This is a genomic window from Geothrix sp. 21YS21S-4 (genome assembly GCF_030845995.1).
Taxonomy (GTDB): domain Bacteria; phylum Acidobacteriota; class Holophagae; order Holophagales; family Holophagaceae; genus Geothrix.
In genome coordinates, this window is sequence record NZ_CP132719.1 from 2,502,321 (window position 1) to 2,525,677 (window position 23,357).

Consider the following 23,357-nt stretch of genomic DNA (forward strand, 5'->3'; position numbering starts at 1 on the left):
CCTGTTCATGTCGAACGACCCGCGTCCCGCGTCCCAGATCTTCGCGCGCAAGCCCCTGGCCCTTCTCCTGGAAGAGGCCAAGGGCGAGAACCGCCTCCGCCGCATCCTCGGGCCCGTGCAGCTCACCGCCCTGGGCGTGGGCGCCATCATCGGCGCGGGGATCTTCGTGGCCACGGGCGCCGCGGCCCACAACATCGCGGGGCCGTCGCTGATGCTGTCCTACGTCGTGGCGGGGATCACCTGCATCTTCGCGGCCCTGTGCTACGCCGAGTTCGCCTCCATGGTGCCGGTGGCGGGCTCCGCCTATACCTACGCCTACGCCACCCTCGGCGAGCTGTTCGCCTGGATCATCGGATGGGACCTCATCCTCGAATACGGCGTGTCCAGCGCGGCCGTGGCCACGGGCTGGTCCGCCTACTTCCAGAGCGCCATCAGCAAAGTGGGGATCCACGTCCCGAAGCTGCTGAGCGAATCGCCGTGGAAGTACGATCCCGCCACCGGCCACTTCGCCACCACGGGAGCTGCCATGAACCTGCCCGCGCTGATCGTGGTGGCGCTGGTCACGGCGGTGCTCGTGAAGGGAATCCAGGAGAGCGCCACCTTCAACGCCGCGATGGTGGCCGTCAAGGTGGCCGCGGTGCTGTTCGTGATCGGCGTGGGCGCGTTCTTCATCGACCCCGCCAACTGGCATCCCTTCGCGCCCTACGGCTGGACGGGACTCAGCTTCTTCGGCCACCACATCGCCGGCCAGGTGGACGGCGGCGGCGCGCCCCTGGGCACCCTGGCGGGCGCGGCGATCATCTTCTTCGCCTACATCGGGTTCGATTCGGTCTCCACCCACACCGAAGAGGCCAAGAACCCCCAGCGGGACGTGCCCATCGGGATCATCGTCTCCCTCGTGCTGTGCACGGTGCTCTACATCGCCGTGGTGGGCGTCCTGACGGGCATGGTGAGGTACGACCAGCTCGACATCAACGCGCCGGTCTCCCTGGCCTTCAAGCAGAAGGGCCTGGGCTGGGCGGAGGGCCTCATCGCCGCGGCCGGGGTGGCGGGGATCACCTCCGTCCTGCTGGTGATGATGCTCAGCGGCCCGCGCGTCTTCCTCGCCATGGCCCGGGACGGGCTGCTTCCCAAGTCCACCTTCGCCGACGTGCACCCCAAGTTCCGGACGCCGTGGAAATCCACCATCCTGATCGGCGTGTTCGTGGGATCCCTGGCGGGCTTCCTGCCCATCGACGCCCTGCTGCACCTCGCCAACATCGGCACCCTGCTGGCCTTCGTCATCGTCTGCACGGCGGTCCTGATCATGCGGAAGAAGCATCCCGAAGCGGAGCGCCCCTTCCGCTGCCCCTGGGTGCCCTTCGTCCCTGTCATGGGCGTCCTGACCTGCCTGCTGCTGATGTTCTCGCTCCCCGTGGCCAACTGGTGGCGCCTCTTCGCGTGGCTGGCCATCGGGTTCGTCATCTACTTCGCCTACGGCCGCAAGCACAGCGTCATGCGCCGGCAGGGCGTCTGACGCTTTTGCCCTTCAGGGAATAAGGATTCACCGCCAAGTCGCCAAAGTACCAAGAACGGTTTCCTTCTTTTCTTGGTGTCTTGGCGACTTGGTGGTGATCATTTCCGTTTGGCCCTTCCCTTCCGGAGGTTTCCGATGCCCGCCTGGAGCGACCTCACGCCCTCGAAGCGCTGCGACTGGATCGACCAGCTGCGGGGCTGGGCGGTGATCGTGATGATCGAAGTCCACGTGGTGAACGTGTGGCTGCACTCGGGCCTGCGGCCGGAGTGGCTGAACTACCTCAACGGGCTGGTGGCGCCCAGCTTCACCATGGCGGCCGGCTACAGCCTGGCGATCTCCACCTTCCGCACCGACGGCACCCTGCGGCCCTTCTGGCCCGACACGGCGCGGCGCCTGGGTTTCATCCTGCTGTGCGCCTACGCCCTGCACGCCCCGGGCCTCACCGCCGCGGACTGGACGGTGCTGAACACCCCCCAGCAGGCCCGGGAACTGTTCAAGGTCGACGTGCTCCAGTGCATCGTGTTCTCGCTGCTCATCCTCCAGGCCCTGGCGCGGCTGGTGCGGCATCCCCTGCTGTTCACCGCCGTGGCCCTGGCCGTCGCGGTGTTCGTGCCGCTGGTCTCTCCCTACCTGTGGGCGACGGGCGTGGCCGACGGGCTGTGGCTCCCGATCCGCGGGCTGTTCAACGGGAATCCGGACCGGGGCGTCCAAGCCCTGTTCCCGCTGTTCCCCTGGCTGGCCTTCCCCGCCTTCGGGGCCTTCCTGGGCGGGCTGTACCGCCACCTCCGGGTGGTCTCCTCCGAGGGCCGCGCCCGGTGGAGCGAACTGCGCTTCCTCTCCGCCCTGGCGATCCTGGGCGCCGTGCTGCTCGCCTGGGGACAGGCGGCGCAGGAATCCTGGCTGTGGGGCGGCCGGTGGATCCAGCAGAACGGCGTGTGGATGCTCCACGGCCGCGCGGGCGCCTTCACCTACGCCGAGCTGGGGAACATCGCCAACACCACCCTGCCCAGCGTCGCCGCGCGGCTGGGCTGGATCCTGATGGGAGGCGCCGCCCTGGGCGCGGTGGAGCTGATCCGGCCCCGCTGGAGCGGAGCCAATCCCATCAAGGCCGCGAGCAACGAATCGCTGCTGCTCTACATGCTCCACCTCAACCTGCTGTTCGGCGTCCTGCTGGCCGCCCCCGTCATCGCCCTCACCGGCTGGGGCTGGGGGAGCCTGGGCTGGCCCGGCACCCTCCTGCTGACGGCCGCAATCATCGGCCTGAACCTGTGGGCGGGCGTGGCTTGGCAGGGAGTGCGGGAGACGCCGGAGTTCATGCGGAAGCTCCAGCGGGGGGGCGTGGCCCTGCTCGGCGGCTGGTTCCTGCTGGGCGGGTGGTGGACCGTCCGCCACTTCCTCCGCAGCCCCGAGCTGGCGAAGGAACCCTACGCCTTCCTCAACGCCGCCCGCGCGCGGAAGGGCCTCCCGCCCACGCCGGACGGCCTCTGCCGAGATCCGGAGGAGTATTTCCGCGAGGCCGAGCGGCGAAACAAGCGGCTGAGCCCCGAGGCCCGCGCGGAAGTGGCGCGCCAGATCCTGGCCAGAAGCCGGTAGAATCATCGGGATCATGGCTGATCCCGGCGGCAGCGCCCCTTCTTTCTGGCTTTTCCTCGCCGCCGCGGCGCTGCTGATCTATCGCTTCGGCACCACGGCGCTGCTGTCCGCCTTCCACGCCATGCCGTCCCTGCAGCGCCGCCGGATGCTGGAGGAGGGCGCCGTGCGCGATCCGAGCCTCGCGCTGCTCCTGGAGCGCCCCCGGGCGCTGGGGATGGGCCTGGAGTTCTGGAACCAGCTCCTCCTCCTCGCGCTGCTCGGGCTCCTGTGGCCCTTCCGCGAGGCCGTGCCGGGCGGCGCCTGGATCCTGGGCTTCCTGGCGGTGGGGATCGTGTGGGTCCTGGACCTCCTCCTGCCCGCCCTGATCATCTCCGGCAATCCCGCCCGCTGGCTGAACCTCCTCTTCCCCCTCTACGCGCCCATCCAGCCGCTCCTGGCGATCCTGGTGGATCCCGTGGTCCGGCGCATCGACCGCAAGATCGGGCAGGCGGAGCCGGAGCAGCCCACCGAGGAAGCCGTCACCGCCCTCCTGGAGGAAGGCGAGGCCGAGGGCATCCTGGAGGCCGAGGACCGGGAGCTCATCCGGAACGTGGTCACCTTCGGCGACACGCTGGTGCGCGAAGTGATGATGCCGCGCACCCGGATCGTGGCCCTCTCCGTGGACGCCACGGTGGAGGAGGCCTGGGCCACCTTCGCGGACAGCCGCCATTCCCGGCTTCCCCTCTACGACGGCGGCATCGACCACATCCGCGGTGTCCTCCTGCTGAAGGATCTCCTCCAGCTTCCGGACGGCGCCCAGACGCCCCTGGCCGGCCTCATGAAGCCCCCCCACTTCGTCCCCGAGAGCAAGCCCGTGGCCGACCTCCTGCGGGATCTCCAGCGGGCCTGCACGCGGATGGCCCTGGTGGTGGACGAGTTCGGCGGCGTGTCCGGCCTCGTCACCCTGGAGGACCTGCTGGAGGAGGTCATCGGGGAGATCCGCGACGAGCACGAGACGCCCGCGGAGGTGGTGGAACAGGCCCCCGGGCGCTGGCTCGTCTCCGGCCAGGCCCACGTGGAGGACGTGGCCCAGCACCTGGGGATGACCTGGGAGCGGGACGGGTTCGACACCCTGGCCGGGCTCGTCCTCGCCACCCTGGGCCGGATTCCCCGCTCCCACGAATCCGTGGACGTCGACGGCGCCCGCCTGACCGTGATGCGGATGGAAGGCGCGCGGATCGTGCAGGTGAGGGTGGAAAAAGTGGAACCGCCCACCGGTCCCGAAGACGCCGCCGACGTCCGTCCCCCGCGCTAGGCGGGCAAAGCGGTTCCTGTCGCCGATCCCCAGCCGTTAGGCTGGAGTTCGGAGTTTCCGCATGATCCGCCGCGTCCTCATCGTCCTGGCCATCCTCGGCCTGCCCTTCGCCCTGCTGCTCACCCGCCGGGCGCAGCGGAAGGCCCTGGTTCCCCAGCCCCGGGGGATGGTCCTCGGCCTCTACGCCGGGATCCCCGACTACGACTACGCCGAGGAGCTGGACCGGATCGCGGCGACGGGCGCCACCTGCGTCAGCCTCCAGGCCATTTACCGGATGGACACGGGCCAGAGCACCGAGATCCGGCGCCATCCCACCTCCAGCCCCACGGAGGAGAGCCTGCGGCGGACCTTCCGCCAGGCCCGGGTCCGCGGCCTCCGGATGATGTTCTTTCCCACCATCAACCTGCGGGACGAGGCCAGCAACGCCGACTGGTGGCGGGGGAACATCGAACCCACGGACTGGGACCTGTGGTGGCGGAACTACGCCGACTTCAACGTCCACCTGGCGGCCCTGGCCCAGGAGGGCGGGGTGGAGTGGTACAGCCTGGGGACCGAAATGGCCTCCACCCACCCCTTCCCGGACCAGTGGCGGCGGGTGGCGTCGGACGTGCGGCGGGTCTTCAAGGGCAAGCTCGTCTACAGCGTGAACTTCGACAGCCACGACACCTTCACCTTCGGTGACTGCCTGGACGTCATTGGGATCAACACCTACGATCCCATCGCCAAGTACGACGAATATCCCCGGGCGGACCAGATCCGGGACGCCTGGTGGTGGATCGTCTACAAGGCCCGGACGCTCTCCGCCCGGTTCGCCGACGCCAAGGGGCCCAAGCCCGTGATGATCACCGAGGTGGGCTACCCCAGCGTGGCCCACGCCCACGTCGGCCCCTGGGACTTCCGCACGGAGAAGCCCGTGGATCTGGCCCTCCAGAACGAGCTGCTGAAGGGCGCCTTCGGGGTGCTGCGGCACTGGAGCGACGGCGACGCCGTGTTCTTCTACCTCTACGGGGAGAACCTCAATGACAAGCCCATCGGCGGCCCCCGGGACCGCACCTACGCCGTGTGGGGCAAGCCCGCCGAGGCCACCGTTCGGACCTACTTCCACGAGCCCATCTGGGAGGGCCACATCCCGCCCAAGTCCGAGAACCTCCACGAGGCCATGGTCCAGTCCCTGGTGAGCTGGGGGCGGAAGCTGCGGGACTACGAGGACGCCGAACTGCCCCCCTGGGTGGTGGACTGGCAGGCCCGCCATCCCGCCGACGCGGCCGAAGCCCGCGCGGTGCTGGCCGCGGAACCCGTCCCTCCCCGCAAGATCCCCAAGGGGGAAGCCCGCTGAGGCTATCCTTCACCCAGGCGCCATGACCTCCTTCCGCCCTCCCTTTCCTCCGCAGCCCGAGGGTCCCGCCCGGACCCTTTTGGTCGTGGACGACGATCGGGCCACCCTCAGCCTCTACCGGGCAGGGCTGAAGGGCCTCCAGGGGTTCCGGATCCTCACCGCGGAAAACGGATCCCAGGCCCTGGAGATCCTCCGCCACGAGCCCGTGAGCGTCCTGGTGACGGACCTCGACATGCCCGTGCTGGACGGGTTCAACCTCATCGCCAAGACCAGCAGCCTCTACCCCCAGATGCCCGTGATCGTGATGACGGGGCTGGAGGAGAGCCGCCACCGGAACGCGCCGCTCCAGCTGGGCGCCGTGCGGATCCTCACCAAGCCCCCGCGGCTGTCCCTCCTGATGGATGCCATCCGCGAGGCGGCCCAGTTCGAGCCCGCCGGCGTCATCCGGGGGATGGGCCTCAACAGCATCCTCCAGCTCCTCCAGTGGGAGCGGAAGTCCTGCACGCTGACGGTCAAATCCGAAGCGGGGGTCGGCCGGCTCTACCTCCGCCAGGGGGAAGTGATCCACGCGACGTTCCTGGATGAGGAGGGGCTGCCCGCCGCCTACCGGATCCTGGCCTGGCCCCGGCCGGACATCGAGTTCGTGGATACCTGCCGAGTGGAACCCACCATCGACCTCCCCCTGACGGAACTCCTGCTGAGCGCCGCCGTGCTCAACGACCAGGCCGGAACGGGAGCGGAAGGCCTCCAGGGTTGACGGTTTGGGTTTCCCGGCCGCTCAGGATGGGACTTTCGTCAAAAGAGGGCCGGGGCCGCCCCCAAAGGGCACCCGAGGGGGAATAATGGCGCCTGTGCGGCCCCGCGGGGCCCCTTTCCCAGGCAGGTGTCCATGTCCCAGCTGAAGCCCTTCCGCGCCCATCGCCCCCGGCCTGATCTGGCGGGCCAGGTGGCCGCCGTCCCCTATGACGTCGTGAACACCCAGGAGGCCGCCGAGCTGGCCAAGGGGAACCCCCACTCCTTCCTCCACGTCGGCCGCCCCGAGATCGACCTGCCCGCGGGCATCGACGTCCACGCCGACGAGGTCTACGCCCAGGGCGTGGCCAACCTCCGCGCCATGATCCGCGACGGCGTCCTGCTGCACGAGGACGCGCCCTGCCTGTACGTCTACCAGCAGCGGATGGGCGACCACGTCCAGGCGGGCCTGGTGGGCCTGTGCTCCGTCGAGGAGTACGAGACCGGCCAGATCAAGCGCCACGAGTTCACCCGCAAGGACAAGGAGGACGACCGCACCCGCCACGTCACGGAGCAGGCCGCCAACGCCGAGCCCGTGTTCCTCACCTACAAGGCCGTCCCCTACATCGACCACATCGTCAACGACGTGCGGAAGCAGGCGCCGATCTACGACGTGGTGACCCCCGACGGCATCGGCCACACGGTGTGGATCGTCTCCGACGAGGCCGTGATCTACGAGCTGGTCCACCTGTTCAACGGCGTCCCCGCCCTCTACATCGCCGACGGCCACCATCGCACCGCCGCCGCCATCCGCTACGGCCAGGCCCGCCGCGCCGTGGAAGGCCCCGGCAACGGCGAGGAGCCCTACGAGAGCTTCATGGCCGTGGTCTTCCCCCACGACCAGCTCAAAATCATGGACTACAACCGCGTGGTGAAGGATCTCAACGGCCTCACCCCCGAGGCCTTCCTGGCGAAGGTCCGCGAGAAATTCGACGTGAGCGTCGCCGCCCACCGCGATCCCCAGTCCCCCACCACCTTCGGGATGTACATGGGCGGCACGTGGTACGAGCTGAGCGCCAAGCCCGGCACCTTCCCCGCCAGCGATCCCGTCCGCGGGCTGGACGTGAGCATCCTCCAGGAGAACCTCCTGGGGCCCATCCTCGGGATCGACGATCCCCGCACCAACACCCGCATCGACTTCGTGGGCGGGATCCGCGGGATGGACGAGCTGGAGCGCCGGGTGAAGGAGGGCTGCGCCGTGGCCTTCTCCCTCTACCCCACGTCGCTCTCCCAGCTGATGAGCGTCGCCGACGCCGGCGAGGTCATGCCTCCCAAGTCCACCTGGTTCGAGCCCAAGCTCCGCTCCGGACTGCTCGTTCGGATGTACGAGGGATAAAAATCTCACCATCAAGACCCCAAGGCGCCCAGAACCGCCTTGTCAGTTCCTGGTGCCTTGGTGGTGATCAGTTTTCTTTGCTTTCTGGATCAACCGGAGTCCCCATGCAGATCCTCATCGCCGATGCCTTCGACGCCAAACTTCCCGAGCGCCTGTCCACCTTTGGCGCCGTCAGCTCCGACATGGCCGCCCTGCCCGGCGCCGACGTCCTCCTGGTCCGCTCCAAGACCAAGGTGAACGCCGACCTCCTGGCCCAGGCCCCCGCCCTCAAGCTCGTCATCCGCGGCGGCGTGGGCATGGACAACGTGGACAAGAAGCTGTGCGCCGAGAAGGGCATCCGGGCCGTCAACACGCCCAAGGCCAGCAGCGTCGCCGTGGCCGAGATGGCCATGGCCTTCATGCTCGCCATTCCCACGCGCCTGATCGAGGCCCACACCTCCATGACCGAGGGCAAGTTCCTCAAGAGCGAGCTCAAGCGCACGGAACTCTTCAAGAAGACCCTGGGCCTCGTGGGCGCCGGCGCCATCGCCACAGAAGTGGCCAAGCGCGCCCAGGCCTTCGGGATGGAGGTCCTCGCCTTCGACCCCTTCCTCAAGGAGCACCCCATCGCCAAGCTGGTGAGCCTCGACGAGCTGGCCGCGAAGTCCGACGTCATCAGCCTGCACACGCCCCTCACGGACGACACCTGCGGAATGATCAACACCGCCTTCCTCGCCAAGGCCAAGGACGGCGTGATCATCATCAACACCGGCCGGGGCCGGTGCGTGGTGGAGGATGACCTCGCCGCGGCCCTCAAGAGCGGCAAGGTGCGGGCCTACGGCACCGACGTGTGGCCCAGCGACCCGCCCCCCGCCGACTACCCCCTGCTCACCGCCCCCAACGTGTTCATGGCCCCCCACCTGGGCGCCAGCTCCAAGGAGAACCTCGGCCGCATCGGCGACGAGGTCGTGGCGATCCTTCAGGATTTCAAAGCATAAAATCCCACCACCAAGGCACCAAGAACTGCAAAAGAAGTTTTTCTTGGCGCCTTGGTGTCTTGGTGGTGATCGGTTTTCCTTTCCATGGAGCGCACCATGACCCATCGCGTGATCAACTTCTACGCCGGCCCCGCGGGGCTGCCCCTTCCGGCGCTCGAGCGCGCGAAGGAGGAGCTGCTGGACTTCGCGGGCACCGGCATGTCCGTCATGGAGATCAGCCACCGCGCCAAGGAGTACGACGCGGTGCACGAGGAGGCCATCGCCCTCACCAAGGAGCTGATGGGCCTGCCCGACAACTACAAGGTGCTGATGCTCCAGGGCGGCGCCCACCTCAGCTTCGGGATGATCCCCCTCAACCTGCTGCGCGGCGGGCGGAAGGCCGACTACATCGTCACCGGCAACTGGGCGGAGAAGGCCACCAAGGAGGCGAAGCTCGTCGCCGGCGACAACGTGCGCGTGGCCGCCACCACCAAGGACCTGAAGTTCAGCCGCCTGCCCCACGCCGACGAGATCAAGGTCGGCCCCGACAGCGCCTTCGTCCACTTCACCTCCAACAACACCGTGGAGGGCACCCAGTGGCAGGAGTTCCCGCAGGTGGGAAACGTGCCCTACGTCTGCGACATGAGCAGCGACTTCATGTGGCGCCCCTTCGACGTGAGCCCCTTCGGCCTGATCTACGGCGGCGCCCAGAAGAACCTGGGCCCCAGCGGCGTCACCCTGACGATCATCCGCGAGGATTTCCTGGAGATGTGCGAGGCCCAGGACCTGCCCAGCTACCTGCGCTTCAAGATCCACGCGGAGAAGAACAGCCTCTACAACACCCCGCCCACCTTCGGGATCTACATCCTGCGGAACGTCCTGGCCTACAACAAGAGCCTGGGCGGCCTGCAGGCCATCGAAGCCAGCAACCGGAAGAAGGGCGAGCTGCTCTACGGCTGCATCGACAAGCACCCCGGCTTCTTCAAGGGCTTCGTCACCGAGAAGGCCCACCGCAGCCTGATGAACGTAGACTTCTTCCTCCCCACCCCCGAACTCGACGATCTCTTCATCAAGGAAGCCAAGAAGAACGGCATGGTCGGCCTCAAGGGCTACCGCGACATCGGCGGCATCCGCGTCAGCACCTACAACGCCGTCACCGTGGACCACGTGAAGACCCTCGTGGACTTCATGGAGCAGTTCGTGAAGGTGAACGGGTAGACCGAACGTCTTTCCATGAGAAGCGGGCGCCGCAAGGCGCCCGCTTCGGGTTTCGAGATGAGCCTCCTGCCAGCACGCTAGGATCGGACCGATGAGAAGAATCGCCATCCCCCTCAGCCTGTTGTTCGCTCTGGCATCCCTGGCGTTCGCCGGGAATCCCCGGAAGCGCCAAGCCGAACGGCCCCCTGAGGTGTATTTGGTGGGCGCCGTCCACAGCCTGCATTTCGAATCCAGGAGCCGCTACAGCCTGGCTGATCTTCAGGCCCAGATCCTGGCGATCGGCCCCGATCTCATCTGCGGCGAAATCACCCCGGAGGCCTTCGAACAATCCATGGAGGGGTATTTTCCTCCGGAAGCGACCTTCCTGGCTGAAATGGCGCCCCAGTGGAAGATCCGGTTCGTCCCGACGGATTGGCGGATGGATTCCGCCGAGCAGGAAAAGGCCGAAAAGGAGGAGCCACCTTCGGTTCGAGAGCGGGCCGCCCAGAGCGACCGTGAGTTCCGGGCGGGAATGATGAATTTCGCGGGCGCCTCCCTCTACGACCACATCCACAGCCAGGCGGTCCTGGATCTCATCGATGCGAAATTCGAGACGATCATCGGCAAGGACACGGTGTCGGACGTGGCGGCGGGCCGGTGGCATGAGCGGAATCGCCGCATCGTGGAGACGGGACTGGCCGCCGCCGGCGGCGCCCGAAAGATCGTGTTCGTGTTCGGCGTCTCCCATGTGCCCCAGCTCGTCCGGCAGCTGAAGGCCCGCGGGATCGAAGCGAAGATCCCTCCCCGGAAATTCACCCCCGGCGGGCTTCAGCCCGTGCCCGCGGCAGTCCGAGCCCGCTGGCAGCGGAACCTGGACAACCTCAAGGCGATCCAGGCGGGAAAGCTCTCCGTTTCCGACGATTCACTGCGCAAGGTGAAAAATAGCCGCCGCATTCAAGATCTGGAGAAGGTGATTCAAGCCACCGTCCCCGTTGCTCCCGCGTCTTCCACCCTCCATTGATTTTTCGTCGACCGACGCCACCTACAAGGACCGACATGCTCGCCTCCACCACGTTCACCATCGACGGGTACGACATCCTCGACACCAAGGGCCTCGTGCGCGGCATCATCGTCCGGTCGCCGACCATCTCCCAGGGCATCCTGGGCGGGCTCAAGAACATCATCGGCGGGAAGATCGGCGCGTACACCACCATGTGCGAACAGACCCGCTCCCAGGCCTACGAGGACATGGTCGAGCACGCGAAGGCCCTGGGCGCCAACGCCATCGTGGGCGTCCGCTACGACGCTTCCTCCGTCGAACCGCGCGGCGGCGCCGTGGAAGTGCTGTGTTACGGAACGGCGGTGGTGGTCACGAAGCAGGCCCGCTGACCGGCCCGATCGCATGAGCCGCGGAGCGGGCGGTCCCGCCTGAAACCGCGGGGAAAAAACGGTCCCTCCAAATAGGGCTCGACTGGAGGGGCCGGATCTTGCTCGACTAGAGAAGTCCATCCGAGTTCCCACCCTGCCGCTGGCCGAAGCCTTCGGTTCTTCGACTAGGCTGGATGAACCCCTGACTGGCGCTCACTCCCGGCCCGCGACGCGGCAGGATCCCCTTCGGCCCCTTTCCTACTTTGCCCGATGGAAACACCCACGACTCCGCTCGATCGCCTCAAATGCCTGGCCGCGTCCGAAGCGGTGCCCCTGGAAGCCCTCGGCCGCGACGGCCTGGATGAGCTGCTCGCGCTGGGACTCGTCCAGAAGGACGAACGGCCGCTCCAGGCCAGCCTGGAAGGCCGGTACGAGGCCCTCCAGGAGACCCACCGCCGGATCGTGGAGGCCAAGGGCTGCGCGGATCGCCTCCAGCGGCGGCTGGCGCCGCGTTCCCGGCTGGCGGGCTTCCTTCCCCTGGGCGCCCCGGCCGCGCCCGCGCCCAATGATCCCGATGCCGTCCAGCTGGTGCGCCTGCTCGAACTGCTGAAGATCGAGGTGCGGGACGTGCGGATCCCCAAGGACGTGGTGCCCAACCTGGAGCGCATCCAGGACTACCTCCAGGTGGAGGGCCGCGAGTGCCTGGACCGCCTGGCGGAGACGGACCGCGAGATCGACCAGGTCCAGCGGGAGACGCCGCCGGGGACCCAGGTGGAGGGCGCCGGCTACTTCCGGCTCACCGCCGCCGGCGAGGCGACCCTGCCCGAGGCCCCCGAATTCGAGCTGCTGGAGACCGCCCTGCAGGCCGCCTTCGGTCCCGGTCATCGCGGCCCCAGCTTCCTGCACTTCAAGGAGGACCCCTCGGGCCTTCTCAGCCTGCTGGTGGACCGCCTCGCCGCGGGCGACCGGCCTTCGGTGGTGATCGGCGAGTACGAGGGCCTGCTGGAGGCTTTCGAGCGGCTGCCGATGTTCGCGGACAGCCCCGCCCTCCGCGCGAAGATCGCCTTCCTGGTGCGCCTGATGCGGACCTCCCGGGAGGACCCCAAGCGCGCCTACCTGTGGTGCAACCGGGACCGCATGAACCTCCTCCTCACCCGGATGCAGGGGGTGCTGCCGCCCACCGTGGCGGCCTCGGGCTGGCGCTGGCCCTACGCCGCGGACATCTTCCTGGTGGACGGCGGGCTGATGGGCGACGAGAGCGTGGTGGAACCGCGGATCCGCCTGTTCGAGGCCGTCCACCGCATCCAGGCCGACTTGCTCCAGGACGTCCGCATCCGGGACGGCCAGTTCTTCCGCCTGGCGCTGGTCCTGGCCCACGCAGCGCGGCTACGCAATTTCTCGCCGGGCATCCTGATGGACCGCTTTGTCCGCCAGGCGCTCGAAGCGGCGATGGAAGCGGCTCAGGCCGCCCCCTACGACCTGGGCGACCGCGGCACCGCCCTGCTGTTCGGAACCCATCTGGCCCACGCGGCGGGCTTCTCCAAGGCCCGGCTGCAGGGACCCATGCAGGCCTTCGCCGCGCTCCACGCCCGGCTGGGCGACGGCGATCCCGCTCTGCGCGTCTCGGTCCAGGTCCTGCTCCACGCCTTCGCCACCCTGGACCGCCTGGAGCGGCTGGGCGCGCCCCTCACCGTGGAGGCCTACGCGGATCTGTTCGACCGCGTCCGCAAGCGCCTCCGCCACCACAAGGCCGTCGGCCGGGCCTTCAGCACCGCCCGGATCAAGGCCGGCGACGAGGCGGCCCTGGCCTCCAACCTGTGCGCCATGGTCTGCTTCCGCGGCGTCGCCGTCCCCGAGCGGCTCCAACCCCCTCCCGACGTGGGCCTGGCGGGGCTCTATGAAGGCCGCGCCACCGGACGTCCGCCCCTTCTGGGCTCGCCCTTCGGGACGCTGCTGCTGGTGTAGGGCCTCGTGCCCCTTTGCATTCAAAGAATAAGGATCACCGCCAAGAACACCAAGAAAGGCAAAAACCCTGTCTTTATGCAGTTCTTGGCATCTGCGCGGTGAGAAAAGGTTGGGTCTTGATCGCCTCATACCAATGTGCAATCAAGATCCAAAACTTTCTTTTCACCACCAAGGCACCAAGAAAAGCTCCACTCACTGTGGACGCGGTTCTTGGTGTCTTGGTGGTAATCCTTATCTTTTGAATGCAAGCGGCATCACGCCTCGGCCGGGTTCCGCTGGAGCAGGATCTCGCCGATGCGCCGGTCCTTCTCCGTCCAGATCTCGTGCAGCCATTCCTGCACCCGGGCCCGGAAGGCGGGATCGCCTTCGTAGTCGCCGTCCAGCAGGTCCCGGGGGATCTCCCGCTCGCGGACCCGCACCACCACCTGCTTCATCTTGCCGGAGAGCAGGTCCCAGAAGCTGGGTACGCCCTCGGGGTAGACGATGGTCACGTCCAGCAGGGCGTCGAAGCGCTCGCCCATGGCGGACAGGGCCGCGGCCATCCCGCCGGCCTTGGGCTTCAGGAGGTGGCGGTAGGGGGAATGCTGGGCCGCGTGCTTGGCGCGGCTGAACCGCGTGCCTTCCAGGAAGTTCATGACCGACGTGGGGATCTGGCGGAACTTGGCGCAGGCCTTCCGCGCCGTGGCGAGGTCCTTCGCCCGGCTGCCGCTGCGGCGGCGCATGAACGGGAAGTCCAGCGCCCACCACGCCAGTCCCATGACCGGCACGTACAACAGCTGGCGCTTCAGGAAGAACTTCAGGAACGGCACCTTCCGGTGGAACACCTTCTGCAGCACCAGGATGTCCACCCAGCTCTGGTGGTTGCTGCTGACCAGGTACCAGCCCTTCCGCCGCAGTCCCTCCAGCCCCTTCACGTCCCAGCGGATCCGCTGGACCAGCGCCATCCACGCGCCGTTCACGGCGATCCAGCCCTCCGCCAAGCCGGTGAGCAGGCGGTCCGTGCCACGTCGCACCGCCCCGAAGGGCAGGGCCAGCTTCACCAGCGCGACGGGGATCATGCCCGAGAAGAACGTGATCGCATTGGCCGCCAGCACGGAACTGGCGAGACTGCCCTTGAGGGTGGACCAGAGACGGCGCAGCATGGGGACCCCGCTGGGCCGGCACGCGGGGGCCCAAGTCCTTAGAGTATCGGCGGAAGAAGCCCGTTCCCTAATCCCAGCCCAGCTCCTCCAGCCGGTCCTCGCCGATCCCGAAGTGGTGGGCGATCTCGTGGATGACCGTCGTGGCGATCTCGTCGCGCAGTTCCGCCTCGTCCAGGCCATCCTCCAGCAGCGGCCCCCGGTAGAGGGTGATCCGCGGCGGCAGTTCCCCCGACAGCGGCGGCCCCTCCGTCAGCGCCCGGCCCGAGTACAGCCCGTAGAGCGTCTCGTCCTCCGGCACCCCCAGCTCGTCCAGCAGCGCGTCCGATGCCCAGTCCTCGATGACCACCGGCACCCCTTCGAGGTAGGGCCGGAACTCCTCCGGGACGAGCCCCAGCGCCTCGTCCACCAGGCGCTGGAAATGGAGGTCGGACATGCGCATGGGATGAGGCTACTCCTTCCAGGAGGGTCAGCCACGGATGAACGCGGATCAACACGGATGGAGGGGGAGATCCGCGTTCATCCGTGTTCATCTGTGGCGAAAAAACGTACAAGCGTCCACAAGGCTCCTCATCGCGCTGCCGCCAAGTCACTCCCGAGGGCCGGGGTATTTAGGACCTCCCTCTCCTTGGGGGATGCCGCTTGCCCTGGAAGAGGATGAACCGCCGTACCCAGGCGACACAGACATCCGCCGTCCGCCGGCGGTAATGCCGGACCCGTAGGCTCTCCCGCAACTGGTCCAGGGGTCTCGGGGCCTGCGCCCTTCCTTCCACGATCCGCCTTTCGCCCGTCTACCTACTCGCCTCGAGCATGGGTTCCGCTCCAATCGACCGAGTTCGCCTATCGCGCTAAAATTCGGCACAGTCAATAAGCAGTACAGGACGAATGCCCTTCAATTTATCGTCTTTTTTTCGTTTGTCAAAGTTGCCAAATCGGTTCGCCCATCCTACCCGCAGCGAACCCCGTCCCTCCCTCCGGTCCTACGAACTAGACGAACCAACCGCCCCCCAATTCCTCACCACCCCATACAAAGTTAGGCCTCACTTTTTCTCGAGGTGCCCAATGCACAACATCGTTTGTTATTCATGCCACTCTGTCCAATTTTGCGAAGAACTGCCGGAAGTCTGCTCTAAATGTAAGGCGAAGAATATAGAAGCTATCAGCAACAAAAGGCTAGATGAGGGATTCAAAAGTGGAGCTTTCTATTCCCTAGATACGACTGGAAAGAGGATTAAATATAAACCTTAATTAATCAATAAACTGATCCAATTTTTAAATTAGACCGTCTCTCAAAAAACCAGGAGGAATCGATGATCAAGAAAATCATTATCGCAGTTCTTGGTTTATCACTTATAGGTTGCATGGGACCAAGTCTTGAAGAAAGAAGAAAACAATTTGGAGAAGTAATGGATTATTGGATCGGAGCAGACATTAATAGATATATACACTCAATGGGCTATCCATCAGACACTAGAGATCTGCCGAATGGCAACAAACTCTATATTTTTCAGCAGGCATCTACCAGAAGGACGCCTGTTTACATTTCACCTACAACTACAACTATTACTCCGCTTTACGGAGGTGGAGCGACTGCCACGACCACAGGCGGCCATATCTATGGTGGCAATATGGTTACCGATTCATGCACTAAATACATTGAAACGGATCCCTCTGGTAAAATTGTTTATTGGCGTGCAGAAGGCAATAATTGTTACTAGCGCTTTCTTCCTTGATCGTGAATGATCTAATCCCGCGCTCAGCTCGGACCCAACCGGCCCTGCCTTCCTCTCTCCTTCGATCCTTTCCGATTTCCATCCTCCAGCCATCGTCTAGCTGCAGTTGAGCCGGTGAGCTTCATTCGTTAGGCGCCCTTGATACTTCTGGAAGTCTCAATAAAGGAGAATCCAATGGAAGTTTGGCAAGCGCTTTTGGCCGCATTTGGTGGTCAGGCAGCGCTAATTGCAGGTATGGCATTCTTTGGTAAACGATTTTTTGATCATTTCCTAGAAAAAGCCAAATCCGAACACATTGAGTCCATCAAACTCCACAATACAAATTCAATTGAAACGCTTAAATCGTCGCTAGCGTTAACGTCTAACTACAAGAAGCACCAATTCGAACAAGTTTACAACAAACAAATGCAAGTGATTGAAATAATTTACAAAGGAATGAGGAACTCAATTAAAAAACTGGAAATATTTACTTCAATGTTTGGAGGCGTTGATGAAGATAGAATAAATCGAGGAATGGAAGCTTTTGAAAGTTTTGAAACGATTTATAATTATTGTTTAGAAAACAGAATTTGGCTAAAAGCCGAAACAGCTGATAAAGCAGTCGAAATTTTGACTGAAATCAGAAAAAACATATTACACTTCAGATTATTATTTGTCGAAAAGGATCAACTATACTCAATGAAGGATGGCAAAAAATACCGTATTTCTGATACCTCCAAGTGGATAGAAATTTCGAATAAAATCAATAGTGATATTGTTGCTCCACTAGAGCTACTGGAACATGATTTCCGGACAATTCTTGGCGTAATTCAAGAAAACAATTAATGATTATGATAAATATTTCCAGAAAACGGCCTAGCGTCTAAACATTCGTTCAACTCGGACCTCGGCGGCAGTGCCTTCCGCTGTCTCTTCATTCCGCTTTCTCGGCTACGCTCCTCGCCTCGGTGCAGGCGCGATCGGTTAGCTTCATCTGTTAGGCCGCACAACCGTTCAACCCACTCACACGAGGAGCAATACGATGACCAGCTCCATTCGCACCTGCCTCTGGTTCCGCGACGGACGAGGCCGTGAGGCCGCTGAGTTCTACTGTTCTTTGATCCCCGGCAGTCGGCTCGAAACGACCTTTTACGGCGACAATGGTTATAGTGCTTTCTCAGTAATCGACTTCTCGCTGGGCGGAGTGCCGTACCAGATCCTTGACGCTGGGCCGATGTTCACGCTGACTGAGGCGGTGTCCATTTCGGTCGCCACGGACGATCAGGCCGAGACCGATCGGCTGTGGGCGGCGTTGACCATCAATGGCGGCGAGGTCACCGCCTGCGGATGGCTGAAGGATCGTTACGGGGTGTCGTGGCAGATTTTCCCGAGGCGGCTGACAGAATTGACCACGAGTGCCGACAAGGATGTGTCTGCCAAAGCGATCGCGGCGATGATGAAACAAACGAAAATCGACATTGCCGAAATCGAAGCAGCGGTTCGTGGCTAGAAACTAGCGGCCTCACCCTTTGCTCAACCCGGACCCCGCCTGCATTGCCTTCCGTCCTCTCTCTGCATTTCACCATCTCGCCTCCGCTCATCGTTTCGGTCCAGGCGTGACCGATTAGCTTCCGCCGTTAGGTGCCCCTATGGATCCCATATTCACCTTGCAATGGCCTGAAGCATTCCTTGCCGATCGTTTACAAAAACTCCTCCCGAAATCGGAAGGGTTCTCTGTTCTTGTGCCCGCATCAAGGCAGGAAAAGGGGTTCGATCTAGCACTGATCAAACGTCTCCCTAATGGCAAGTCACGCACCGCCACAATCCAGATCAAGGCTTCCCGCACTTATCTTTCAAAACCCCCTAAGCGAGAATCAACCAAGCGGTTCCTCTTCGAAACCTGGTTCAACCGTTTTGATGTCCCGAAAGAGGCTGATTTCATCCTTCTTTTTGGTCTGTACCCCATGGTGGTGAATCAAACCAAGTCTGTGAACAAAAATTGGTACCGAGACTGTACACTTCTGTTTACATTCGAAGAAATGAAGGAATTCATGGATTCATGCCGAACAGTCGGTGGCCCACCAGACCGGATGTTTGGGTTTGGATTCAACGATCACTCTGAAGTCTTCCAAACCCGCGGCGATCAGAAGCGAGGCGGAAAGGATTTTACGAGCCATCTGCTTGAAAACCGAATTTCCCTTATCGCAGAGTGTCTCAGCACCTAACCTTCCGCTCAACTCGGACTCGCCTACATTTCTTCCGTTCCGTCGCCCGGATGAGGGAAGCGATGGTATTCCGTCCCCCTCTGAGGTTGGACAGGCAATAAGGAGCCGAGAAGGATGATATCCAGCCGCCAGGGTGCGAAGCGATGGGAGGCCGTAGGCCGACCGAAGCGAAGCACCCTGGCGCGGCGGCTCCGGAGGGCTCAGGTCCTTCACCAGGAGAACCCCTATGTCCCAAACCCAACCCCTCCCCGAAGGGAATATCCAGCGATGGACGGCCAAAAGGAAGGCCGCCGTCGTTCTGGACCTGATCAAGGGAAAGATCACGGCCGCCGATGCCGCCCGCCAGCACGGGCTGACCGTGGCCGAGTTGGAGCAGTGGAAGGACGACTTCCTCAGCCAGGGCACGGAGGCCCTGCGCACCCACCCACGGGACCGCGAGGCCCAGTGGGAGGCCGAGAAGCAGCGCCTGCAAGCCAAGGTCGGCGAGCTGGCGCTGGAGGTGGACATCCTAAAAAAAGCGCATCGCATTCTCGGCAAGGACTTGCCGGAAGGGATCTCGTGAATGCGGTGCGGTGCGATGTGCTGGAGGCGGGGATGGAGATCCCGATGACTCGCCTCTGCCGGGTGCTCGGTGTGCCGCGCTCCACGGTCTACCACCAGCCCAAGGTGGAGAAGCTGCATCGCCCGGTGGACGAGGCCCTGGCCAGGACCGTCCACGAGATCATCCAGGCCCACCCGACCTTCGGCATCCGGCGGGTATGGGCCTGGTTGAGGTATCGCCTGGGTCAGTCCACCAATCGCAAGAAGATCCACCGCCTCATGCGGATCAAGGGCTGGAGCTGCCGCCAGCGGGCCGTGGGGAAGCGCCCAAGGGTGCCGGGGTCGAAATCCATTGCCCCGTTCCCCAACCAGCGCTGGTCCACGGACATCGCCCTGGTGGAATGCGGGGTTGATGGTTGGTGCGCGTTCGTGCCCGTCCTGGACTGCTGCACCCGCGAAGTCCTGGGCTGGAGCCTGGATCGAACGGCCAGGGCCCAGAATGCGGAACGCGCTCTGGAAGAAGCCCTGATCCACCGGTTCGGATGGACCCACGGCGCACCGCCGGGCCTCGCCCTCCGCCATGACAATGGCCTCGTGTTCGGCTCCCGGGCCTACCGGGCTCTGGTCAAGGACTACGGCCTGAAGCAGGAATACATCACGCCCTATACCCCCGAGCAGAACGGCTTGTGCGAGCGGTTCATCCGTTCGTTCAAGGAAGAGTGCGCCTGGCTCCACCGGTTCCAGGACATCCGCGAAGCCCGCGCCGTCATCGCCCGATACATCGACCACTTCAACACCCAGAGGCCCCACCAGGCCTTGGCCTACCGGACGCCCCGAGAGGCGTTCCTCAACCCCCAACCCGCTGCCTGATAACCCTCAAACTTGTCCAACAATCAGGGGAGCACTACAATGGCGCAGATCCTCAGGACCTCACTCCCACCACACGCAACGCCAACGCATAGGTCGTGCTTCCAATCAGCTCCAACCTGAACTCCGGCAGCAGGTGTTCCACAAGCACGCGCCGTTCGTCCTGGTCGTAGGCTTCGTCGAAATAGAGGAGGTCGCCGGGATTCAGGTGGCTGCGCAGGCGGTTCCAAGCGAAGGCGGTGGGTTCGTACAGATCGAGGTCGAAGAGAAGGCACTTGCGGGTGCTCGTGATCTCCACGGCCGGCAGGGTCTCCTCCACGTCCCCCACGTGCCAGACCACACGGGGATCCGCGAGGACCGGCGGGCGGCCCTGGGCGTCGAATTCACCTTCCTCCACGTCGCGCCACGCGCGGGGCAATCCCGTGAACCGGTCGAACCCGTGCCAGGCCACCACGGAGGGAAGCCCCCTGGACAGCCAGTGGCGCGTCGCATATCCCCAGGCGACGCCGAATTCGTAGACGGTCCAGGCGCCCTTGTCCATGTCGGCCATCATCAGGCCCCACAGGTCTTCCCGGGACTTCAGCAGGCGGATCCGCCCGAACTCCGACTGGAGCCAGGAGAGGTAGTCCTCGGTCTCGCCCAGGATCCGGACCTTCCGGCGAAACGCGGAGCTTCCCATCATCAACCGCGCCAGCAGCCAGAGCCCCCGGCGGGATAGCCACGAGGCCTCGGCGGCTTGAAACGGATTCGCCATGCGCGGATGTCCTCTTCTCGGATTCGCCTACTACTGTCTCAGTTCCCACCGCGCTGGGCCACCGTTTAACCTGGGGCGGGCGCGAACGTCCCTTCCCGCAGGCCTCCTCTCCCATGGACATCCGACACGACGACCTCCTCGGTCCCGAGATCCGCGCATTGCTCGAAGTGCACCTCCGGGACATGCGGAGCATCTCTCCGCCGGGGAGCGTTCACGCCCTCGATCTTGCGGCGCTCCGCGGGCCGGACATCACGTTCTGGACCGCGTGGTCCGGCCCCGACCTGCTGGGATGCGGGGCGCTAAAGGAACTGGATGCCCGCCACGGGGAGATCAAGTCCATGAGGACCGTCGAGGCCCACCGCGGGAAGGGCGTGGCCCAAGCGCTGCTCCGCCAGATCCTGCGCGAGGCCGAAAGCCGGGGCTACCTGCGCCTCAGCCTGGAGACCGGCTCCCAGGCCGCTTTCGAACCGGCGCGCCGGTTGTACGCAGGCTTCGGATTCGCGTTCTGCCCTCCGTTCGGAAGTTACGGCAAGGATCCCAACAGCGTCTTCATGACCCGCCACCTGGAGGGCATTCCAGGTCCGGAGAACCGTCCATGACGCGCCGCATCGGGCCCGTGCCAGGCTTCACGCCTGCGATCGGCCGGATGGTCGCCATGCTCGACCAGGCGCGGGAGGCGCTTCTGGCGGCGGTGGAAGGGCTGTCCACGGGGGAGCTGGACCATCTGTACGATGCCCACAGCAATTCCATCGGAGCCCTGCTCGCCCATGCGGCCGCGGTGGAGCGATGGCACCAGCTTCTCGTCTTCGAAGACCGGACCTCCCCGGATGACGACCTGCAGGCGTGGCTGCCCGCGCTGGACCTCGGCGACGAAGGCAGGAAGCGGCTCCGAGGCCGGGACCTGGCCGATTACCTCAAGGACCTAGCCGAGGGCCGCCGCGCCACCCTTCAAGATCTGGCAGGGCGTGACGACGCCTGGTTTGAAGCGCCCCTCCCGGCGGCACCCAGCCTGAACGCCCATGGCGCCTGGTTTCACGTCATGGAAGACGAGATCGGCCACTGCGGCCAGATCCGATGGCTGCGCGCGCGGCTGCCGGGCACGCGGAAGGCGTGAGGCCGAAGCGGCCGGCGGGTCGAGAATGTTGAGCTCAACAGTGTCTATTGCTTCAATTCAGGGGCAGTTCCCCGCGGCGCTTTCAGCTGCCGATCCTCTTCCGCTCCGGAGCCCGCATGCTTTCGTGCCTCGGCCAATTGGCGCTTGGCGTTCTCTACCTCTTCTTGACCATGGCAGTGAGCGGAGTTGCGACGAACCGGGGCCGTGATGCTCTCAACTGGTTTCTGATCGCGCTCTTTCTGACGCCCCCCATTGCCCTGATCCTGCTGTTCAGGCTGAAAGACTATTCGTCCTTCAAAACCTTTCTTTGCCCGGGACCGCCGATCGTTGCCGATGAGCCAGAAGCGGAAGTCGTGTGCAACTACTGCCACACCCCCTTCGACGGCCCTCCTCCCCCGGCGTGTCCCCAATGCGGCGCGCCCTACCGCCCCCAGCAGAAGGTCCTCAAGATCGAGTCCCCTGCGGGCCAGGCGGCTCTTTTCGGGATCTGCGAGGAATTGCATGGCGCCTTCAAGGGTCAGAACCGAGCCTGGCTTTCTCCCAACATCCCCCTGACCAAGGTCGCCAAGCTCGCTTTCTTTTTCGGCCTTCCCATCGAGGAGAAGATGATCCTCGCGATCGATTTGAGCCCATCCAACCTGGACGTGGGCTTCATCGTGACCTGCGAGGGCCTCTATTTCAGAAACGGAAACGGGAAGCGGGCGCATCTGAACTGGTCCACCTTCCTGAGGGGACCGATCGTCCTTCGAGGCTCCACCCTCACCCTGGCCGAAGGCATCATGGTGAACCTCGCGCCCACCTCGAACCCCGAATACGCCATGGGCTTCTTCTCGGAACTCCAAAAGCTCTTCCGGGCGAAATGAGACGACGATGAGGGCCTTGGCCCTTTTCCTGTGCGCCGCGGCGCTGGGAGTCCCCTCCCCGAAGCTCGACGCGAATGCGTGCACCTGGAAAGGCAGGAAGCTCTCCGGACGCATCCAGTGGGTGACCAGCTTCCCGGACCTCCGGATCCGCGTGGTCCGGGCGTTTCCCAATCTGCGCGTGCGGCTGGTGAAAGGGGAGCCGCGGCGGTGCGGAGAGTGGAAGGTGGTGACATCCCATCCCGACCTCCGGGTGCAGGTCGTGGGCGCGTTCCCCGACCTCGACGTGGCGTTCGTGGATCGCTTTCCGGGCCTGCCCTGAAGCGCGGAAAAAGAAGCGGTCGCCAGGACGCGCGGGCCGCGCCATCATCGTGGCCCTGAAGGCGGTTCCCGGGAGGACTCCATGCGGCTTCCAGTGCTTTCCCTTTCGTGCCTCTTCCTCGCGTCGTGCACGGCCTACAAGCTGCACGTCCGCCTGGACGGCCAGCCCACGCAGGCCATGGAGGCGCGCACCCGCAAGGCGGACGGGTTCTGGACGGTGGACCTGGTGCTTCCCCGGGGAGCCTGGGCCGTGACGTCCGCCGAGGCCGGGATCGCGCCGCGGCTGGTGGAAACCGCGGGACGCCAGCACGTGCGGGTGGAGCTTCCGCCGGGCCGAATGCTGTCCGTGAAGCCCCTCGAACTGAAGCTCCAGGGCCTGAACGGGGAGGGAAAACCTTCCGGTCCGCCCTTCACGGTCACCATCGACCACTACGACCGGTTCCAGCGGGGCTCCTCCTTCTCGTAGAGCGCC

Annotated in this window: 26 protein-coding genes; 22 read left to right on the forward strand and 4 right to left on the reverse strand. The window is 64.6% G+C overall.

What is annotated here, in order from left to right:
* The first annotated feature begins 7 nt into the window (after positions 1-7).
* From RAH39_RS11405 to RAH39_RS11455, 11 genes are all read left to right on the forward strand, one after another.
* On the forward strand, positions 8-1,516 hold the full coding sequence (locus RAH39_RS11405; RefSeq protein WP_306590228.1) for an amino acid permease: 1,509 nt from the start codon (positions 8-10) through the stop codon (positions 1,514-1,516).
* Positions 1,517-1,651: 135 nt separating this feature from the next.
* Positions 1,652-3,109, forward strand: coding sequence for a heparan-alpha-glucosaminide N-acetyltransferase domain-containing protein (locus RAH39_RS11410; RefSeq protein WP_306590229.1), 1,458 nt, complete (start codon positions 1,652-1,654; stop codon positions 3,107-3,109).
* A 13-nt stretch (positions 3,110-3,122) separates the two neighbouring features.
* Positions 3,123-4,403 (forward strand): hemolysin family protein, encoded by a 1,281-nt coding sequence (locus RAH39_RS11415; protein WP_306590230.1) that lies wholly within the window; start codon positions 3,123-3,125, stop codon positions 4,401-4,403.
* A gap of 61 nt (positions 4,404-4,464) precedes the next feature.
* Positions 4,465-5,739 (forward strand): glycoside hydrolase family 113, encoded by a 1,275-nt coding sequence (locus RAH39_RS11420; RefSeq protein WP_306590231.1) that lies wholly within the window; start codon positions 4,465-4,467, stop codon positions 5,737-5,739.
* 22 nt (positions 5,740-5,761) lie between these two features.
* The gene (locus RAH39_RS11425) at positions 5,762-6,496 is read left to right on the forward strand and encodes a response regulator (protein ID WP_306590232.1); all 735 of its coding nucleotides are present in this window, start codon (positions 5,762-5,764) and stop codon (positions 6,494-6,496) included.
* A gap of 132 nt (positions 6,497-6,628) precedes the next feature.
* Entirely contained in the window at positions 6,629-7,867 is a 1,239-nt protein-coding gene (locus RAH39_RS11430) for a DUF1015 domain-containing protein (RefSeq protein WP_306590233.1), read from the forward strand.
* A gap of 104 nt (positions 7,868-7,971) precedes the next feature.
* A complete protein-coding gene (locus tag RAH39_RS11435; RefSeq protein WP_306590235.1) occupies positions 7,972-8,844 on the forward strand; it encodes an NAD(P)-dependent oxidoreductase in 873 nt (290 codons plus the stop codon).
* Positions 8,845-8,940: 96 nt separating this feature from the next.
* On the forward strand, positions 8,941-10,041 hold the full coding sequence (serC, locus tag RAH39_RS11440) for a 3-phosphoserine/phosphohydroxythreonine transaminase (RefSeq protein ID WP_306590236.1): 1,101 nt from the start codon (positions 8,941-8,943) through the stop codon (positions 10,039-10,041).
* Between the two features lie 91 nt (positions 10,042-10,132).
* Positions 10,133-11,041, forward strand: coding sequence for a hypothetical protein (locus RAH39_RS11445; RefSeq protein ID WP_306590237.1), 909 nt, complete (start codon positions 10,133-10,135; stop codon positions 11,039-11,041).
* A 35-nt stretch (positions 11,042-11,076) separates the two neighbouring features.
* Complete coding sequence (locus RAH39_RS11450) at positions 11,077-11,409, forward strand: YbjQ family protein (RefSeq protein ID WP_306590238.1); 333 nt, start codon at positions 11,077-11,079, stop codon at positions 11,407-11,409.
* Between the two features lie 249 nt (positions 11,410-11,658).
* Positions 11,659-13,353, forward strand: coding sequence for a hypothetical protein (locus tag RAH39_RS11455; RefSeq protein WP_306590239.1), 1,695 nt, complete (start codon positions 11,659-11,661; stop codon positions 13,351-13,353).
* 254 nt (positions 13,354-13,607) lie between these two features.
* On the opposite strand, the gene RAH39_RS11460 is transcribed toward RAH39_RS11455, so the two are convergent.
* The 3 genes from RAH39_RS11460 to RAH39_RS14100 all read right to left on the reverse strand — a co-directional run bounded on the left by RAH39_RS11460 (position 13,608) and on the right by RAH39_RS14100 (position 15,265).
* Entirely contained in the window at positions 13,608-14,495 is an 888-nt protein-coding gene (locus RAH39_RS11460) for a 1-acylglycerol-3-phosphate O-acyltransferase, YihG family (protein WP_306590240.1), read from the reverse strand.
* A 67-nt stretch (positions 14,496-14,562) separates the two neighbouring features.
* Positions 14,563-14,934, reverse strand: a complete 372-nt coding sequence (locus RAH39_RS11465; protein WP_306590241.1) for a metallopeptidase family protein — start codon at positions 14,932-14,934, stop codon at positions 14,563-14,565.
* Between the two features lie 169 nt (positions 14,935-15,103).
* Complete coding sequence (locus tag RAH39_RS14100; RefSeq protein WP_373467329.1) at positions 15,104-15,265, reverse strand: phage integrase N-terminal SAM-like domain-containing protein; 162 nt, start codon at positions 15,263-15,265, stop codon at positions 15,104-15,106.
* Between the two features lie 537 nt (positions 15,266-15,802).
* On the opposite strand from RAH39_RS14100, the gene RAH39_RS11470 reads away from it, so the two are divergent.
* From RAH39_RS11470 to RAH39_RS11495, 6 genes are all read left to right on the forward strand, one after another.
* Positions 15,803-16,210, forward strand: coding sequence for a hypothetical protein (locus tag RAH39_RS11470; protein WP_306590242.1), 408 nt, complete (start codon positions 15,803-15,805; stop codon positions 16,208-16,210).
* 189 nt (positions 16,211-16,399) lie between these two features.
* Positions 16,400-17,050 carry a hypothetical protein gene (locus RAH39_RS11475; protein ID WP_306590243.1) on the forward strand — a complete coding sequence of 217 codons (651 nt, stop codon included), beginning with the start codon at positions 16,400-16,402 and terminating at the stop codon, positions 17,048-17,050.
* A gap of 196 nt (positions 17,051-17,246) precedes the next feature.
* Positions 17,247-17,714 (forward strand): VOC family protein, encoded by a 468-nt coding sequence (locus RAH39_RS11480; protein WP_306590244.1) that lies wholly within the window; start codon positions 17,247-17,249, stop codon positions 17,712-17,714.
* Positions 17,715-17,853: 139 nt separating this feature from the next.
* Positions 17,854-18,429 (forward strand): hypothetical protein, encoded by a 576-nt coding sequence (locus RAH39_RS11485; RefSeq protein ID WP_306590245.1) that lies wholly within the window; start codon positions 17,854-17,856, stop codon positions 18,427-18,429.
* Positions 18,430-18,655: 226 nt separating this feature from the next.
* Positions 18,656-18,991, forward strand: a complete 336-nt coding sequence (locus tag RAH39_RS11490) for a DUF1153 domain-containing protein (RefSeq protein ID WP_306590246.1) — start codon at positions 18,656-18,658, stop codon at positions 18,989-18,991.
* 5 nt (positions 18,992-18,996) lie between these two features.
* Positions 18,997-19,839: an IS3 family transposase gene (locus tag RAH39_RS11495; protein ID WP_306592119.1), complete on the forward strand. Its 843-nt coding sequence runs from the start codon at positions 18,997-18,999 to the stop codon at positions 19,837-19,839.
* 52 nt (positions 19,840-19,891) lie between these two features.
* On the opposite strand, the gene RAH39_RS11500 is transcribed toward RAH39_RS11495, so the two are convergent.
* A complete protein-coding gene (locus tag RAH39_RS11500) occupies positions 19,892-20,590 on the reverse strand; it encodes a hypothetical protein (protein WP_306590247.1) in 699 nt (232 codons plus the stop codon).
* A 113-nt stretch (positions 20,591-20,703) separates the two neighbouring features.
* Between RAH39_RS11500 and RAH39_RS11505 the strand changes: the two genes are divergently transcribed.
* The 5 genes from RAH39_RS11505 (at position 20,704) to RAH39_RS11525 (ending at position 23,351) form a co-directional block, all read left to right on the forward strand.
* The gene (locus RAH39_RS11505) at positions 20,704-21,189 is read left to right on the forward strand and encodes a GNAT family N-acetyltransferase (protein ID WP_306590248.1); all 486 of its coding nucleotides are present in this window, start codon (positions 20,704-20,706) and stop codon (positions 21,187-21,189) included.
* A complete protein-coding gene (locus RAH39_RS11510) occupies positions 21,186-21,704 on the forward strand; it encodes a mycothiol transferase (RefSeq protein ID WP_306590249.1) in 519 nt (172 codons plus the stop codon). The genes RAH39_RS11505 and RAH39_RS11510 overlap by 4 nt, the downstream gene beginning before the upstream one ends.
* 353 nt (positions 21,705-22,057) lie before the next feature.
* Positions 22,058-22,567 (forward strand): hypothetical protein, encoded by a 510-nt coding sequence (locus RAH39_RS11515; RefSeq protein ID WP_306590250.1) that lies wholly within the window; start codon positions 22,058-22,060, stop codon positions 22,565-22,567.
* Positions 22,568-22,574: 7 nt separating this feature from the next.
* Complete coding sequence (locus RAH39_RS11520; protein ID WP_306590252.1) at positions 22,575-22,886, forward strand: 7(1) septoil knot domain-containing protein; 312 nt, start codon at positions 22,575-22,577, stop codon at positions 22,884-22,886.
* 81 nt (positions 22,887-22,967) lie between these two features.
* The gene (locus RAH39_RS11525) at positions 22,968-23,351 is read left to right on the forward strand and encodes a hypothetical protein (RefSeq protein WP_306590253.1); all 384 of its coding nucleotides are present in this window, start codon (positions 22,968-22,970) and stop codon (positions 23,349-23,351) included.
* Positions 23,352-23,357: the final 6 nt, after the last annotated feature.